At 34.4% G+C, this 13,602-nt stretch carries 15 protein-coding genes; 3 read left to right on the forward strand and 12 right to left on the reverse strand.

Features of this window, described 5'->3' with window-relative positions; all coding sequences use genetic code 11:
- The 10 genes from nadA to K4G57_RS07550 all read right to left on the reverse strand — a co-directional run bounded on the left by nadA (position 1) and on the right by K4G57_RS07550 (position 9,283).
- Complete coding sequence (nadA, locus tag K4G57_RS07505; RefSeq protein WP_221532608.1) at positions 1–999, reverse strand: quinolinate synthase NadA; 999 nt, start codon at positions 997–999, stop codon at positions 1–3.
- A 35-nt stretch (positions 1,000–1,034) separates the two neighbouring features.
- Positions 1,035–1,853 (reverse strand): phosphatidylserine decarboxylase, encoded by an 819-nt coding sequence (locus K4G57_RS07510; RefSeq protein ID WP_221532607.1) that lies wholly within the window; start codon positions 1,851–1,853, stop codon positions 1,035–1,037.
- Between the two features lie 2 nt (positions 1,854–1,855).
- Positions 1,856–2,569: an arginyltransferase gene (locus tag K4G57_RS07515; RefSeq protein WP_221532606.1), complete on the reverse strand. Its 714-nt coding sequence runs from the start codon at positions 2,567–2,569 to the stop codon at positions 1,856–1,858.
- A 9-nt stretch (positions 2,570–2,578) separates the two neighbouring features.
- Positions 2,579–3,808: a murein transglycosylase domain-containing protein gene (locus tag K4G57_RS07520; protein ID WP_221532605.1), complete on the reverse strand. Its 1,230-nt coding sequence runs from the start codon at positions 3,806–3,808 to the stop codon at positions 2,579–2,581.
- Complete coding sequence (locus K4G57_RS07525) at positions 3,805–4,386, reverse strand: DJ-1 family glyoxalase III (RefSeq protein ID WP_221532604.1); 582 nt, start codon at positions 4,384–4,386, stop codon at positions 3,805–3,807. The genes K4G57_RS07520 and K4G57_RS07525 overlap by 4 nt, the downstream gene beginning before the upstream one ends.
- Positions 4,387–4,394: 8 nt before the next feature.
- Entirely contained in the window at positions 4,395–4,958 is a 564-nt protein-coding gene (efp, locus tag K4G57_RS07530; protein WP_221532603.1) for an elongation factor P, read from the reverse strand.
- Between the two features lie 13 nt (positions 4,959–4,971).
- Entirely contained in the window at positions 4,972–5,895 is a 924-nt protein-coding gene (locus K4G57_RS07535; protein WP_221532602.1) for a class II fructose-bisphosphate aldolase, read from the reverse strand.
- A 9-nt stretch (positions 5,896–5,904) separates the two neighbouring features.
- Positions 5,905–6,720, reverse strand: coding sequence for a peptidyl-prolyl cis-trans isomerase (locus tag K4G57_RS07540; RefSeq protein ID WP_221532601.1), 816 nt, complete (start codon positions 6,718–6,720; stop codon positions 5,905–5,907).
- Positions 6,721–6,826: 106 nt separating this feature from the next.
- Positions 6,827–6,982 (reverse strand): hypothetical protein, encoded by a 156-nt coding sequence (locus tag K4G57_RS07545; protein WP_221561827.1) that lies wholly within the window; start codon positions 6,980–6,982, stop codon positions 6,827–6,829.
- A 219-nt stretch (positions 6,983–7,201) separates the two neighbouring features.
- A complete protein-coding gene (locus K4G57_RS07550) occupies positions 7,202–9,283 on the reverse strand; it encodes a TonB-dependent receptor domain-containing protein (RefSeq protein WP_221532599.1) in 2,082 nt (693 codons plus the stop codon).
- Positions 9,284–9,510: 227 nt separating this feature from the next.
- Here K4G57_RS07550 and exbB point away from each other — a divergent pair, with 227 nt between their 5' ends.
- The 3 genes from exbB to K4G57_RS07565 are packed head-to-tail and all read left to right on the forward strand — an operon-like array spanning position 9,511 to position 10,972.
- Complete coding sequence (exbB, locus tag K4G57_RS07555) at positions 9,511–9,942, forward strand: TonB-system energizer ExbB (protein WP_221532598.1); 432 nt, start codon at positions 9,511–9,513, stop codon at positions 9,940–9,942.
- On the forward strand, positions 9,939–10,328 hold the full coding sequence (exbD, locus tag K4G57_RS07560) for a TonB system transport protein ExbD (RefSeq protein WP_221532597.1): 390 nt from the start codon (positions 9,939–9,941) through the stop codon (positions 10,326–10,328). Before exbB ends, exbD begins: the two co-directional genes overlap by 4 nt.
- A complete protein-coding gene (locus tag K4G57_RS07565) occupies positions 10,325–10,972 on the forward strand; it encodes an energy transducer TonB (RefSeq protein ID WP_221532596.1) in 648 nt (215 codons plus the stop codon). The genes exbD and K4G57_RS07565 overlap by 4 nt, the downstream gene beginning before the upstream one ends.
- Before the next feature lie 42 nt (positions 10,973–11,014).
- On the opposite strand, the gene K4G57_RS07570 is transcribed toward K4G57_RS07565, so the two are convergent.
- The gene (locus K4G57_RS07570; protein ID WP_221532595.1) at positions 11,015–12,856 is read right to left on the reverse strand and encodes an ammonia-forming cytochrome c nitrite reductase subunit c552; all 1,842 of its coding nucleotides are present in this window, start codon (positions 12,854–12,856) and stop codon (positions 11,015–11,017) included.
- Between the two features lie 18 nt (positions 12,857–12,874).
- Positions 12,875–13,381, reverse strand: coding sequence for a cytochrome c nitrite reductase small subunit (gene nrfH, locus K4G57_RS07575; RefSeq protein ID WP_221532594.1), 507 nt, complete (start codon positions 13,379–13,381; stop codon positions 12,875–12,877).
- Between the last annotated feature and the right edge of the window lie 221 nt (positions 13,382–13,602).

Raw genomic sequence — 13,602 nt, forward strand, 5'->3', positions numbered from 1 at the left:
TTAAGATAATTCTAACATTTTATCTAATGCTAATTTTGCCTTTTTTGCAATATTTTCATCTAATAAAATCTCATTAATGGGTTGATTTTTCTTAATAAATTCTAAGCATTTTAACACATCTTCAAGTGTTGTTTCATTCATTGTTGGGCATTCTGGCTTTGTAGAGCTTAACACGAAAGTATTTTGGATTCCATTAGCTCGAGGTCTTAGGCGATTTACTAAATTAAATTCCGTTCCAACAGCAACTTTTTGACTAGAATCTAGGCTTTGGACAAATTTAATAATCTGACTTGTTGAACCCACAAAGTCCGCCTTTTCTGTAACACTCACCTGACATTCTGGATGCACGGCGATTAAAATATCCGGATATTTCGCACGATAAAAATCAATATCTTTTGCGCTAAAAAGTTGATGCACAGAACAGAAGCCATAGTAACAAATCACATCGGCTTCTTTTATTTTTTCTGCACTATCCACACTTAAAATTGCACTTTTTAGCCCATTATCACGCGCAAGATTCTGCCCCAAACAATAATCAGGTAGAAAAAAAATCTTTTTGCCTTGCTTTAGCGCATACTCTAAAATCTTAGAAGCATTAGCACTTGTGCAAACCACACCCCCAAGCTCTGCAACTTTTGCCTTAACCTCGGCATTAGAATTAATATAAGTGATAGGAAAAATATCTGTAATTCCATAATTTTTAAGTTGCGCAATAGAGGTATCAAAATAACTATCATCAATCATTCTAGCCATAGAACAACACGCGATTTTTGGCATAAACACGCGTTTTTGTGGTGCTAAAATCTTCACGCTCTGTCCCATAAATCCCACACCACAAAAAACAATCTTAGACTTCTCACTCGCACTTGCCTTACGTGCAAGCTCCAAACTATCTCCTGTTAATTCTGCAATCTCCACCACTTCATCACGTTGATAATAATGTGCTACAAGCAACGCATCAAGTTCTCTTAATAATTCTTTAATACGTATTTTTATCATTGTTATCCTCCTTTAAAATTCCACTAATTATTTCACTACAGAGTTTTTTTGGATTCTACAATTTCTTGAGTGGGTTTGCTAAATTTTGCAATGCACTGCCCAAAATAAACTTTTTCTTTAAGCTTTAAATCGTATTTCCAATTTTTACTCAACAACACAATTGTTGAACCCATCAAAAAACTTCCAATCTCCTCACCCTTTTGCACAAAAATTGGTATGTCAAAATTTAACGTTGTAGATTCCATAAATCCCACAACTTCTGGAACAAAATTAATCTGAATATGACCTACATTTAATGCACCAATAGCAACAAAATACAATGTATTACCAAAATCATCTTCACATTCTAAAACCACACGTTTATTTTTAACAAAGACTTCTTCATGTTTTAAGAGCATCTTTTCACTCACACTAAAAAGTCTTCCAGAAATAAATTCTAGTCGCTTTACCTTTAGATTAAGTGGAGCATGAAAGCGATGGTAATCACTAGGGGAGAGGTAAAAATTCACATAATTATAGCCTTCTTCTAGTCTTGTTTTTATAAAATCACTCACAAAATAATATTTTCCTTTAATTTGCATAGCCATATTATCCTTACACTCACCAAACTCCATTATTAAGGCATCACAAGGTGCTATCATATTAGAATCCGTTTTATCAAAGCTACGTATTTTTACAAGTGATCGCGTAAAAAGCGCATTAAGCGTGGGATAACTCTCAAGTGTATCAAACTCATCAAGCTTTATATCAAAAATCTTGACATACGTCCTATTAATCCACCTTTGAATCATCGGTGAAAATGCGTAGGAAGCAAACTTTTCAAATAAGGAAGAGATGAAATTTGTATAATGCAAAATTACTCCTTTACCCAAAGTGGAATCTCTTCTAAATTTGGGCGATTACACAGAATCTCAAAAGGCTTAAAGCGCTCTTTATAACCCATTGATACGTGGTTTTGTATCCAATAACCCGGATAAAGATACTTGATATTATACTCTTTTGCAATTTCTATTTGTTTAAGAATAGAATATGTTCCAATGGAATATTGCGAAAAATCGTGGTCATAGTAACAATACACTGCAGAAATTGCACCATTCATCACATCTACATATGCAACACCAACAAGTTGCTCCCCCACATAATAATCAAACTCATAGCCAAAGTCCAAAAAACCTTGCACAAAAGTATCATAATAAGCTTCAAGTGTGATACTATGGTATTCCCAACCCTTTTTACTTTGCATTTTTTGATGGTATTTATCATAGAGTGCTAAATGCTCTTCACTCACCCAAGGACGCCTAATTTGTAAAGTTATAGGTTGCTTTAAAATGCGTTTATGTGATTTTGAAAACACAAATTTTTCACAATCTTGACGTATAGAAATACAAGCCTCGCATGTCTCGCAGATAGGAACAAAAAAGTAATTCCCAAAACGTCTCCAGCCACGCTCTAGCAAATGCACATAGAAAGGAATCGTGCAATCTTTTACATAAAAATAACGAAACTTTGCTTCTAAATTAGGAATATAGCTACAATAGCGCGGTTCTTGGAGTAGTTCATAGACTTCCATTATTTTAAGCTAATTATTTAATCCTACATTTTGTGCAAGAGATACGTTTTTTTGGAAATCCTTTTTGGCATTTGTAACTTTGTGGAGATAGTTTCTAGCTTCTTCGTATTTTAGGGAAGTACGTAGTTTGCGATACACTTCTGCCGAAGTCATAGAATTAATAATTTTTACTGCTTTTGTGCGGTCTTTATCAAACACACTAAGCACATTTCCGCTTCCTGTATTATATGCGGCAATTACGCAATATTCATGGGAGAGAGCATTATTGACACCTTTAATGTAGCGCTTAAAGAGAATATCTAAATATGCGGAACCGTATTGAATATTAGTTTTTGGTGTAAAAAGCATTTCTTTAGTTGGGATTCCATCTCTATTATTTAGGCTTCTGTACACATCTCTACCAGCACTTCCAGGGACAACTTGCATAAGCCCATATGCCGGAATATGACTAACTGCATAAGGATTAAAACTACTCTCTGTTTTAATAATGGCAAAAATCAATGCTTGTTCTAAATTATATTCCCTTGCATAGAGTGCAACATACTCGCCATATTTATGCTCACTTTTAATTTCATGGTCTTTAACCATATTAAACTGCACATAATAAACCTTCTTACTCTCCCCTTTTTCTGTGATTTGTGTTGTCTGTAATTTATTTGCAATAAGATAATCCGCATAACGATTTGCGCGCCAAGGATAAAGCACAACTTTATCCTCATTATCTTTTACCAAATCCGCTAAATACGGCTTACCTTTAAAAGAGATTTCCTTATCAGAATATAAATCTACTTGCTCTGGATCTTCTGGAGTTAGAAGTGTTGCTACAATTGCCTTTTTAAGAGATGCTTTTGGGTTTTTTGTATCCAAAGTTGCAACAGAAATCACACCTTTTGTAAAATCTACTTGCGCACGAGAGAGATAGGAATCTGTATATTTTACATAAACATCTTGAGAAGCAGTCGGCGTGTTATTCTCACCCCATTGTTTTGCTACTTTTTGCGTTAAAGCAGCAACAACTTTTTTGAAATTCACCGGTAAATTTGCAATGTCTTTTTCAAGTTGCTCTGGATTTAGTGCGTAATTTACTGCTTTTTTTATCACCTGCTCTTTTGAGATTCCACTTGTCAAAATACTAGGGTTATAAATAATATCCCGATAGCCTATCAAACAGCCACTAAGCAAGGCTAAAAAAACAACACTAATGCTAAAAATCTTTACATTTCTAAAAAAGAGCTTCAAAGGGACAACATCTCAGCTTGAATTTCTTTTGCTTTTTGCTCGCCTACAAAAACACTTGCCAAATAAAAAGCAAATTCTAGTGCTGTCGCTGGACCTCTTGAAGTGATAATATTGCCATCTTGCACCACATTAAGACTTGCTTTATAATTTTTATTATCAATCATTGCTTCAATGCTAGGATAACAAGTAAAAGCTTGTCCTTTTAAAATATTATGTTTAAAAAGTGCCAAAGGAGCTGCACAAATTGCAGCAATGATTTTTTCTCTTGTATTGAGTAATTCTAGTATTTCTTTAAGTGCGCTAGAAGCAATGAGATTTTGTGTCCCCTCCCAACCACCGGGAAATACTATTCCATCTAAACTTTTACTATCAACTGCGCTTAAAATCACATCTGCGACAATTTTTACACCTTTTTGCGATTCCACAATCAAGTTAGAATCCAAAACGGCATTATCACTATTAGAATCCACTTTTGCCACAATCACATTGCAACCCGCACGTCTTAATACATCAATCACAGCAATTGCTTCAATCTCCTCAAATCCCTTTGCTAACGCAATAAGAACATTTACTCCCATACACCACCCTATTTTACTTTATCTAAATATTCGCCTGTTTCTGTATTAACGCGAATTAAATCACCTTCTAAAACATGATAAGGCACTTGCACAACAGCACCTGTTTCAAGTGTCGCAGGTTTTTTACCAGCACTTGTTGTATCACCCTTGAAATTTGGGGGAGTTTCTGTAATTTTTAGCTCAACAATTTGTGGCACACTCACCGTAATTGCCTTACCATTATGAAACATAATGCTAACTGCCATTCCATCAATCATCCATTTTGCCACATCGCCCACTTGGTTATCGTTTAATCCGATTTGCTCATAATTTTCGTTATCCATAAACTGAAAATAATCACCATCATGATATAAAAACTGCATTGAACGCTCTTGCAAGTTTGGCTCCTCGCATTTATCACCTGCATGGAATGTCTTCTCAAGTACCCTACCGTCTAAAAAAGACTTCATTTTTACACGCACAAACGCCGCACCCTTGCCGGGTTTTACATGCTGATATTCTGTGATTCTATAAGGAACCCCCTCTAGCTCAACTTTTAAACCTTTTTTCAAATCTCCCATTGAATACGCCATATTTTTCCCTTTTTTAAATCTTGTTTGAACTACCTAAAATATCCATTCTCTCCGCAATAACTTTCACCATAAATTCTTTTGCTGGAGCAAAGAATTTTCTTAAGTCAAATTGCGTTTTATCCTCATTTGCTACACGACGCACCTCTGCCATAAATGCAATTCTCAAATCAGTGTCAGTATTAATTTTATTAATTCCTCCCTTTACTGCTTCTTTTAAGAAATCAAATGGCACTCCTTTGCTTCCTTTTAAATCCCCTCCACTTGCTAAAAATGCATCACTAACATTTTGAGGAATCGCACTTGCACCATGCAAAACAAGTGGAATTTGTGTGCGCTTTTTTACATCAATTAAACGTTCAAAATCAAGCTTTGGTTCACCTTTGAATTTAAATGCACCATGGCTTGTGCCTATAGCAGGAGCTAGAAAATCTACTTTAGAGATTTTCACAAACTCTTCTGCCTCTTTTGGATTTACCAAACATGCATCTTTTTCATCTACGGAGATATTATCTTCAATCCCCATTAAGCGCCCAAGCTCAGCTTCCACGCTAACTCCGGCAATATGGGCGACTTCAACAACCTTTTTTGTTTGTGCTAAATTTTCATCAAAAGAATAATGACTTGCATCAATCATTACTGAAGTAAAACCAGCGCGAATTGCCTTCACACAAGATTCAAAGCTTGTCCCATGGTCTAAATGCAGTGCTACTGGAATATGTGGATACCGACAAGAGAGAATCCTTACCATTCCAACTGCCACATCAATACCCATATATTTAATAGCACCTTCACTTGTCTGCACGATAATAGGAGAATTTTTCAAATTCGCAGCTTCAAAAATAGCACTCAACATTTCGTAATTTACAAAATTGAAAGCCCCAACTCCGTAATTTTCTCTATTTGCTTTATCTAAGATTGCACTTCCACAAACTAGCATAAAATCTCCTTACTTTGATAATTCAACTTTAGCTTTTTTGCGTAACTCTTCACCTTCTTTTTTAACTTCCTCTTGAAATTTTTTAAGTTTTAGATTTTGTTCAATTTGTCCTCTAATGTCTTTTAGCGCGATTGTTCCTGCTGGTTTTTTGTCCTCCACCAAAATCACATGGTAACCAAACTGCGTCTTAACCGGAGTCGTTGTATATGCTCCTTTTTTAAGTCCAAATGCAGCATTTGCAAACTCAGGAACCACTTGATTTTTTGCAATATAGCCTAACTCTCCACCATTATTTGCAGAATCATCTTTAGATTTTTCTTTTGCAAGTGCATCAAATTTACTTGCAACATTTTTTCCAGCCTTTTTAAGCTCTGCAATAATTGCTTTTGCTTCATTCTCACTACTTACTAGAATGTGGCTTACTTTTATGGTTTCAGGTTGCACAAATTTATCTTTGTTTTCATCATAGAATTTTGTAATTTCAGATTCTACAACTTTAACTTTATTTATTTGTTTGCGCATCCAAACTTCAAGCATTAATTCTTCTTCAATATTTGCAATGGCTTCCTTATACTCTTTTGAGTTTTGCACTTTTTCTTTTTTAGCTTGCTCAATGAGCAATTTACGCTCTATTGCTTGATTAACAATTTGTGTTTTTACTTCTTGTGGCAATTGCTCAAATGCAACACCTGGCATTGCACGCATTAAAGCTGCAATATCTTTATCTGTAACATCAGAGCCATTAACTTTTGCATAAGTTTTTGCAAAAGCTACGCCTTGCAATAATGCAAATACAATCACAGAACCCGCAAGAATCTTTTTCATTTTTAAACCTTTTTATAAAAATTTTTGAAATTCTACCTTTAAATTTTTAAATATTTTATTAACAAATTACATTTTAAAGTTTTCAGATTCCAATCTTTTACAAACTCTAATACACAACAGAAGAAGCAATTATAAATCCTAGAATTGTTATAACACTTGCGCCTAAATAATTTCTTTTGCAAAATGCAGTTAAAAATAAACCAAAAAGATACAAATAATACGCAACAGAATATTTTATCCCTGTTTGCGTACTTTTAAACATTTTTACTTTCGTATTTTTTGGAATCACAAGATTATTCTCTCTCAAAACTTTAAGTATAAATTCACGCTTTCAAAAATCTTAACCCTACATTTTGCCGAATATCAAAAATATATAAAGTCCCCATAATTGCGTAAATAAGAGCTATTGGAATAAAAAATAACCTCACATACAAATGCACTTACATCTAAATTTCGTTTGGAATAAGTTTCTTTCCCATTATTAAAACTCCGCACGCAATGTTAGCCAAAGATTTCTTCCTGGAATCATTCTTTGATAATTATTTGTATAACGCATTCTAGTCCCGTCCATATAGGTTACATAATCTACAAAATTCTTATCTAGCAAATTATTAATCACTGCTCCAAGAGTCCAGCCACCTTTGATGCGATAATTCATTCCTAAATCCATTGTGTGCATATCCTTGAAATACTCCCCTGTTCCTGCATTTGCTGAATGCGAATTGCTTGTGGGCGTTTTTAATTTGCCTACATAACGGATATAGGTATCCCACTTACTAGCCTTATAAGAAAGCTTTGTAGAGAGGTTATGCCGTGGCACATCATTTAAATCAGAACCTTTCCTAACTCCACTTTTGCGCTGTGTTTCTGTAAGAGCATAGTTAAAATCAGCATAAATTCCATTTGGAATCAAATGCGTCAATAATGCTTGTGTTTTCATAGAAAATTCCACACCTGAAACCACTGCTTTATCTACATTTTCAAAAATATCACACGAAGCATAACTGCAAGACCCATAACCACTAGGAAGCATTTGTCCTTGTCCATAATTTTGTGTGCTAATAGCATTTTTAAAATCTGTATAAAATCCAGTTAGCGTCCATGTTGCAAAAGGCGATTCCACAATCGTGCTTAATTCATAATTCCAACTCTCTTCTGCTTTTAAGCTTTCATTGCCATATTTTGCAACATTGTTTCTGTCTATATCGTAAAGTCCATTATAACGTGTGTTAAGCTCTGGAAGCTTCAAACCACTTGCAACACCTGCTTTTAAACTTAGCCACTCTGTTGGATAAGTATTCACATAAAATCGTGGATTAAAAAATTCTTTGTAAGTTTCATCATAATTTACCCTAAGTCCAGCCGTTGTGGAAACATATTCATTAAAGAAATACTCCCCCTCACCAAAGAGTGCAAATTGATTAGAATCCTTATCAAATCTATTGCTACGATTAAATAATTTCTCATTTTTAAAATACGGACCACCGCTTAAAATTAATGCACCTTTTTGACCAAAATCAAAATTTTTTCTTAAAGAAGAACTAAGAATTAGATTCTGATTTTCCACAAGAGCATCACGATTTGGCTCTCCTGCATCTGCTCCTATATTGACATTTTTATGCGGTATTTTTGTAGTATTGACATATTGTATATAATTGTTAATTGAACCCCAAGTATAATTTCCATCGTGATTTAACACAGTGTTATAACGATGATAATCTCTCACAGCAGTAACACTTCTGCTAGAGGTGTTTAAACTTCCTAATCGTTGGAATCCGTAATCAAAATCCACATAAAAACTATTCTCTAAATTATATATATAATTTACTCTTCCACCTGTTCCAATATTGCGATAGCCTGTTGGAGAATGGCTTGTGTAAGGATTATTACCTGTTGGTGTGTAACCTGGAATATCTTTTTGATAAAAAGCATTTCCCTCACCATAATTCACCTTACCTCTAAAATTAAAAGAAGTTTTTGCATTAATAGGGGCAAATACGTTAGAATTTACTCCATATACATTCCCCCAAGTCTCATGATGTTCTTGTAATCTTGTTTCAAAAGCAATAGTGCCTCCAAATTTGTTTGGATTCTTTTTAGTAATAATATTAATCACGCCACCCATAGCATCACTTCCATAAAGTGTAGAAGCAGGACCTCTAATCACTTCAACACGTTCAATCATGCTAGTTGGAGGGATAAAACCGCTTGTAGAATCAAATCCATTACTATCAAATCCGCTATCCATATTTACGCGTTTGCCATCAACTAAGATTAAAGTATATTTTGATGCCATGCCACGCATTTGAATCGTAGTTCCGCCTGTTTTGCTAACCGTGGTAGAAACACCCGGAACTTCTTGCACAATATCCCCTAAATCCCTAATTGGACGACTCAAAATCTCTTCTTGTGGAATCACGGAAATACTAGCAGGAGCTTCTTTAATTTCTTGTTCAAATCCTGAAGCACTCACAACGGAATCCTCTAACAAAAACCTCTCCGTCTGTGCATACAGCCCTTGTGATAAAAGCCCTGTTAATGAAATAATTAAACTTTTACGCATTTATTATCCTTAAAGATTTCGTTAATTTTGTTAAAAATATTTTTAACAAAGCTGCATATTATAATAATAATTATTAATTTTAAATAAAATATTTTTATAGTAATGCTTTCTAATATCGTAATCATAGTATGTATAGCATTTATTTATTAATAATAATCATTTTAATTATTATATAAGTTTTTATATTTATAATTTTAATTATCATAATTTATTTTAAGGATTATAATATGGAATTTCTCAAATCCTACATTGACATTGTTATTTTTGGAATCTTAGGCTTAATGGCTTTTATTGCTATTTGGTGTGTAATTGAACGTTTGCTGTTTTTTAGAAAACTAACCTTTGAAGATTTTAGCTCCCAAGATAGCTTTGATGATGCCATTACAGAAAATATGACAACTTTACATATCATTTACTCTAATGCCCCTTATGTTGGATTGCTTGGCACGGTAATTGGAATAATGATTACTTTTTATGATATGGGAATGCATGGAAACATTGATGTAAAATCTATTGTTGTTGGACTCTCTCTAGCCCTTAAAGCAACTGCTCTTGGATTATTTGTAGCAATTCCCACTCTTATGGCTTACAATGCTCTTTTTAGAAAAGTCAATCTCCTAAGTAGTTACTACAAAGCAAATAAGGAAAATCAAAGATGATAAAAGCGCAAAAAAACGAAGGGCTTAATATTATCCCCTTTATTGACATTATTTTAGTGCTTTTAGCAATGGTGCTTAGTATCTCTACTTTTATTGCGCATGGAGAAATTAAATTAGAGCTTCCAAAAACAGATTCTAGCACACAAGCTTCTGATAAAAAAGATAAGATTCAAATTGCAATAAATGCAGAAAATCTCTTTTTCTTAAATGGACAAGAATCTAGCTTACAAGAGATTCAAACAAAACTGGATTCTACCCAAAAAACAACGGCAATAGAACTTAAAAGCGATAAAAACGCAAGATTTGATGGCTTTATTCAAATTATTGATATTCTACGAAAAAATCATCACGAAAATTTTCAAATCCTAACAGAGAGAACACAATGAATCTATTTTTAAATCACAAATCTCAGGCTTTTTATATAACAAGTTTTTTATTCTCACTTTTATTTTTTGGATTCCTATATAGCACTTCGTGGTTTAAAGTAACTCCACAACAAGAATCCTTTAGTCTTACGATGCAACAATTTATCACACAATCCACACAAAATCCATTGCTAAATACTCAAAAATCTATTGAGTCAATCCCAAAAGAACAAAAGGATATTTCACATAAAAAATCCATAAAAACAAAAAAACACAAGCCAAAACCTATGCCACAACCACATCAATCACTCATAGCTTCTAGCAATACAAGCACTCCAACAAATGCGATCCCTAAAGATTCCATTGAAACCCTAACATTTGGGAAAGATAATCACCCTTTTTTAAAAGCTGTAAAAAAAGCAATAGATTCCAATGTCAACTATCCAAGACAAGCTAGAAAAATGCGTATGCAAGGAGAAGTTTTAGTAGAATTTTTATGGACAAAACATAGAATTCTTAAAGATTTAAAAGTGCGCAAAAGCTCTGGTTACCCTATTCTTGATGAAAATGCTCTCAAAACCATTCAAAAGGCATCATCACACTTTCCTACTCACACAAACAATGCGTATTTGCAAATTCCTATTGTTTTTACATTAAGAAATTAGCCTCTAAGGCAAAGCCTTAGAGAAATTTAGGGGATAGATTTTTTAATAAGAAGAAGTTTTTTTATCAATCACCTTATAATTATAAGGCTTATTGTTTGCATCTAGTTCCATTAACTCCTTTGGAGCAGGACCATTAATTTCTTCATGCTTATAATAACGCTCACCCGCTTTATGTCCATTTAAATCCACTTTATAGCGAATATCTCCTGGATTCAGCTTTTGGATTTCTTCAAAACCTAAATCAGAAGTTTTAAAATCCTTGATTCCATTTGCATTTGCAATTTCTACTAGTTTAGTTTGCCCCATTCTTGCCATTTCAACAGCTTGCAACAACATTCTGCTTGCTTCTCTAGGATTGTGAAACCCTGTTGAATTTTCAGCACCAACAAAGTCTCCACGCATTTGCCCTTTACGATGCAATTCTAATGGCTCCTTTAAAGCTGCGGAAATCTTTTTATCATCAGCCTTTCCATCACTTTGGTATTGTGGTAATTCTCCTAATTTTGCACGCAAGTCTTTAATATCTTCAATCAAGCTCACAGTTGCATACTCTGCACTTCTTAAATCAAACGCAATGGATTTTTGAATATCAAAAATTTGTTGCTTTAGATATTCTTCACTTTGTGTATGGCAACTTTTACATGCTGCATTAATATCTTGAAGCGGTGAAGTGATGTTATGTTCTGTTACCTTCTTTGCACCTTTACGCTTATAAGGCATATGGCAATCTGCACAAGTTACACCATTTGCAGCATGCACACCTCCACTATAAAGTTCTGATTCTGGATGTTGGATTTTCAACATCGGTGCTTTTGTAAATTTATGCTCCCAATCTTTGTCAAAAATTGCACGCACATTTTCATAATGCTCATCAAACATTTCAATTCTAAAGGGTTCATTTTTACCCCAAGCACTCCAAGGAAATACCAATTCAATTCCATCTACTTCAATCTCTGTTGGTTTATTTCCATTTCTCCACACATCAATTTCATCATAAGTTTTTTGTGTGCCATTCCACCATTTCTGACTTGCGTCATTTGCGATAGATTCTCCCATTACTTTCACTTTTGTGCCTGTTGGCTTGAAATAATATTCCACATGGCATTGTGAGCAAACAAGTGTGCGCATTTCTTCTCTACTTGCTTTAACTCCTGTAATAGGATCTTTTTCGTATCCACGAACTACTAAGGCATTGATTGCTGCTTGACGCGTTAAACGCAATTGCATATCATTTGGGTTGTGGCAATCCGCACAAGTTACCCCCATTCTCGTTCCTCCATGAGGACCGCTATGGTCTGCTACACCCTCAACTTCAGGAACATTTTTAATCATTGTCCAATACTTCGTAGAGTTGAAAGAAATCCACTTCTCCTCTAAAGTATCTCCTATTCCAACATTTTTATATAGCCAAGGACTCCAACCACTATGACAATTCATACATGCAGTAGGTTGCCCACCAAACTTTGCAAATCCATGCGCATTTAAAAAATCTTTATTATTTCTTGCTGTCTCCATTTGATCTATTTGTATCCAAAAATGCCCACGCTCTTCATTTGCATCAATACTAAAAGGATACCCTGCCCAAAGCACGGTTAATTGAGGATAGCGAATCAGCTTAGAATACGCTAAGTTTCCACCAAATTCTGTTGCAATAGGCTCTTGTTTTTCAACCGTTAAATACATATCCAAGTGATCTGGAAAGTTTTTACCCCAATGTGTAAATGTAGGATTGTCGTCACTCATCTCCACAAAACCTTTAGAATTGATTCCACCTGTACCCTCATTGTGTTTCTTGCTAATATCAGCATTTAACCAAAACATTCCAGCAATAACAACCAAAACAATAACCACCAAACCTAATATCACGGGTGATCTTTTTTGCATTTTAACCTCCTAAATAATTTAAAAGCCTCTTCTGTGTCCCACGCTTGCATGACAAGACACACAACTTAGCGCACCATTGCCGTGCGGATTTGTCGTAGGATTTACCACATTGCTTACCATATCACTATGGCAACGCACACAATTTTCTTGAACCGTATCCTTAGATTTTGCTGTTGCACTTAAATTTGTAGGCAACACATCTAATTTAAATGTAAAGGCATACGCATGCGCAACTCCACTCTCTGCCTTTGCTATCCACTTTTCCACAAAATTATGTGGCAAATGGCAATCATTACAAGTTGCACGTGGTTCTCCAGCAATTTTTTGTGCGTGTGAACCCCTAGACCAATCGTTATAAACATCATTCATAACATGGCAGTTATTACAGGCTTCACTATCATCGCTAAAATAGGACATTCCTTTTGCGTTATAAAAAGTATAGACTCCTATCACACAAGCAAAAACGCACAAAACCCCAAGCAACAAAGCAAGAAAAGAGAGCGGTTTTTTAGGTTGATCTTCCAATGGACGCTCCTTTTTTTATGATTTTAAGCTTAAAATCTCAAAATCTTAAGCTAAGGCAAAATTCTAGTTAATTTTCAAATCCATTTCCTTGACTTATGTCAAAAAGTAAATGTTTAGTAAATACCTAAATAGTGTGTGTTTTATCATTATTTTAAAAAACTTTATTATATAATAAAGTTTTCAGACGATTTATCTGGACAATATTCATAAAATATTTTAAG

The organism is Helicobacter turcicus, from assembly GCF_019711685.1.
GTDB lineage: Bacteria > Campylobacterota > Campylobacteria > Campylobacterales > Helicobacteraceae > Helicobacter_D > Helicobacter_D turcicus.

Bases quoted from the DNA above. Each gene is read 5' to 3' on its own strand.
- K4G57_RS07570 (WP_221532595.1), bottom strand. From the start codon at position 12,856: ATGCAAAAAAGATCACCCGTGATATTAGGTTTGGTGGTTATTGTTTTG.
- K4G57_RS07565 (WP_221532596.1), top strand. From the start codon at position 10,325: ATGAATCTATTTTTAAATCACAAATCTCAGGCTTTTTATATAACAAGT.
- nadA (WP_221532608.1), bottom strand. From the start codon at position 999: ATGATAAAAATACGTATTAAAGAATTATTAAGAGAACTTGATGCGTTG.
- K4G57_RS07515 (WP_221532606.1), bottom strand. From the start codon at position 2,569: ATGGAAGTCTATGAACTACTCCAAGAACCGCGCTATTGTAGCTATATT.
- K4G57_RS07540 (WP_221532601.1), bottom strand. From the start codon at position 6,720: ATGAAAAAGATTCTTGCGGGTTCTGTGATTGTATTTGCATTATTGCAA.
- K4G57_RS07525 (WP_221532604.1), bottom strand. From the start codon at position 4,386: ATGGGAGTAAATGTTCTTATTGCGTTAGCAAAGGGATTTGAGGAGATT.
- exbB (WP_221532598.1), top strand. From the start codon at position 9,511: ATGGAATTTCTCAAATCCTACATTGACATTGTTATTTTTGGAATCTTA.
- K4G57_RS07550 (WP_221532599.1), bottom strand. From the start codon at position 9,283: ATGCGTAAAAGTTTAATTATTTCATTAACAGGGCTTTTATCACAAGGG.
- K4G57_RS07535 (WP_221532602.1), bottom strand. From the start codon at position 5,895: ATGCTAGTTTGTGGAAGTGCAATCTTAGATAAAGCAAATAGAGAAAAT.
- exbD (WP_221532597.1), top strand. From the start codon at position 9,939: ATGATAAAAGCGCAAAAAAACGAAGGGCTTAATATTATCCCCTTTATT.
- efp (WP_221532603.1), bottom strand. From the start codon at position 4,958: ATGGCGTATTCAATGGGAGATTTGAAAAAAGGTTTAAAAGTTGAGCTA.
- K4G57_RS07545 (WP_221561827.1), bottom strand. From the start codon at position 6,982: ATGTTTAAAAGTACGCAAACAGGGATAAAATATTCTGTTGCGTATTAT.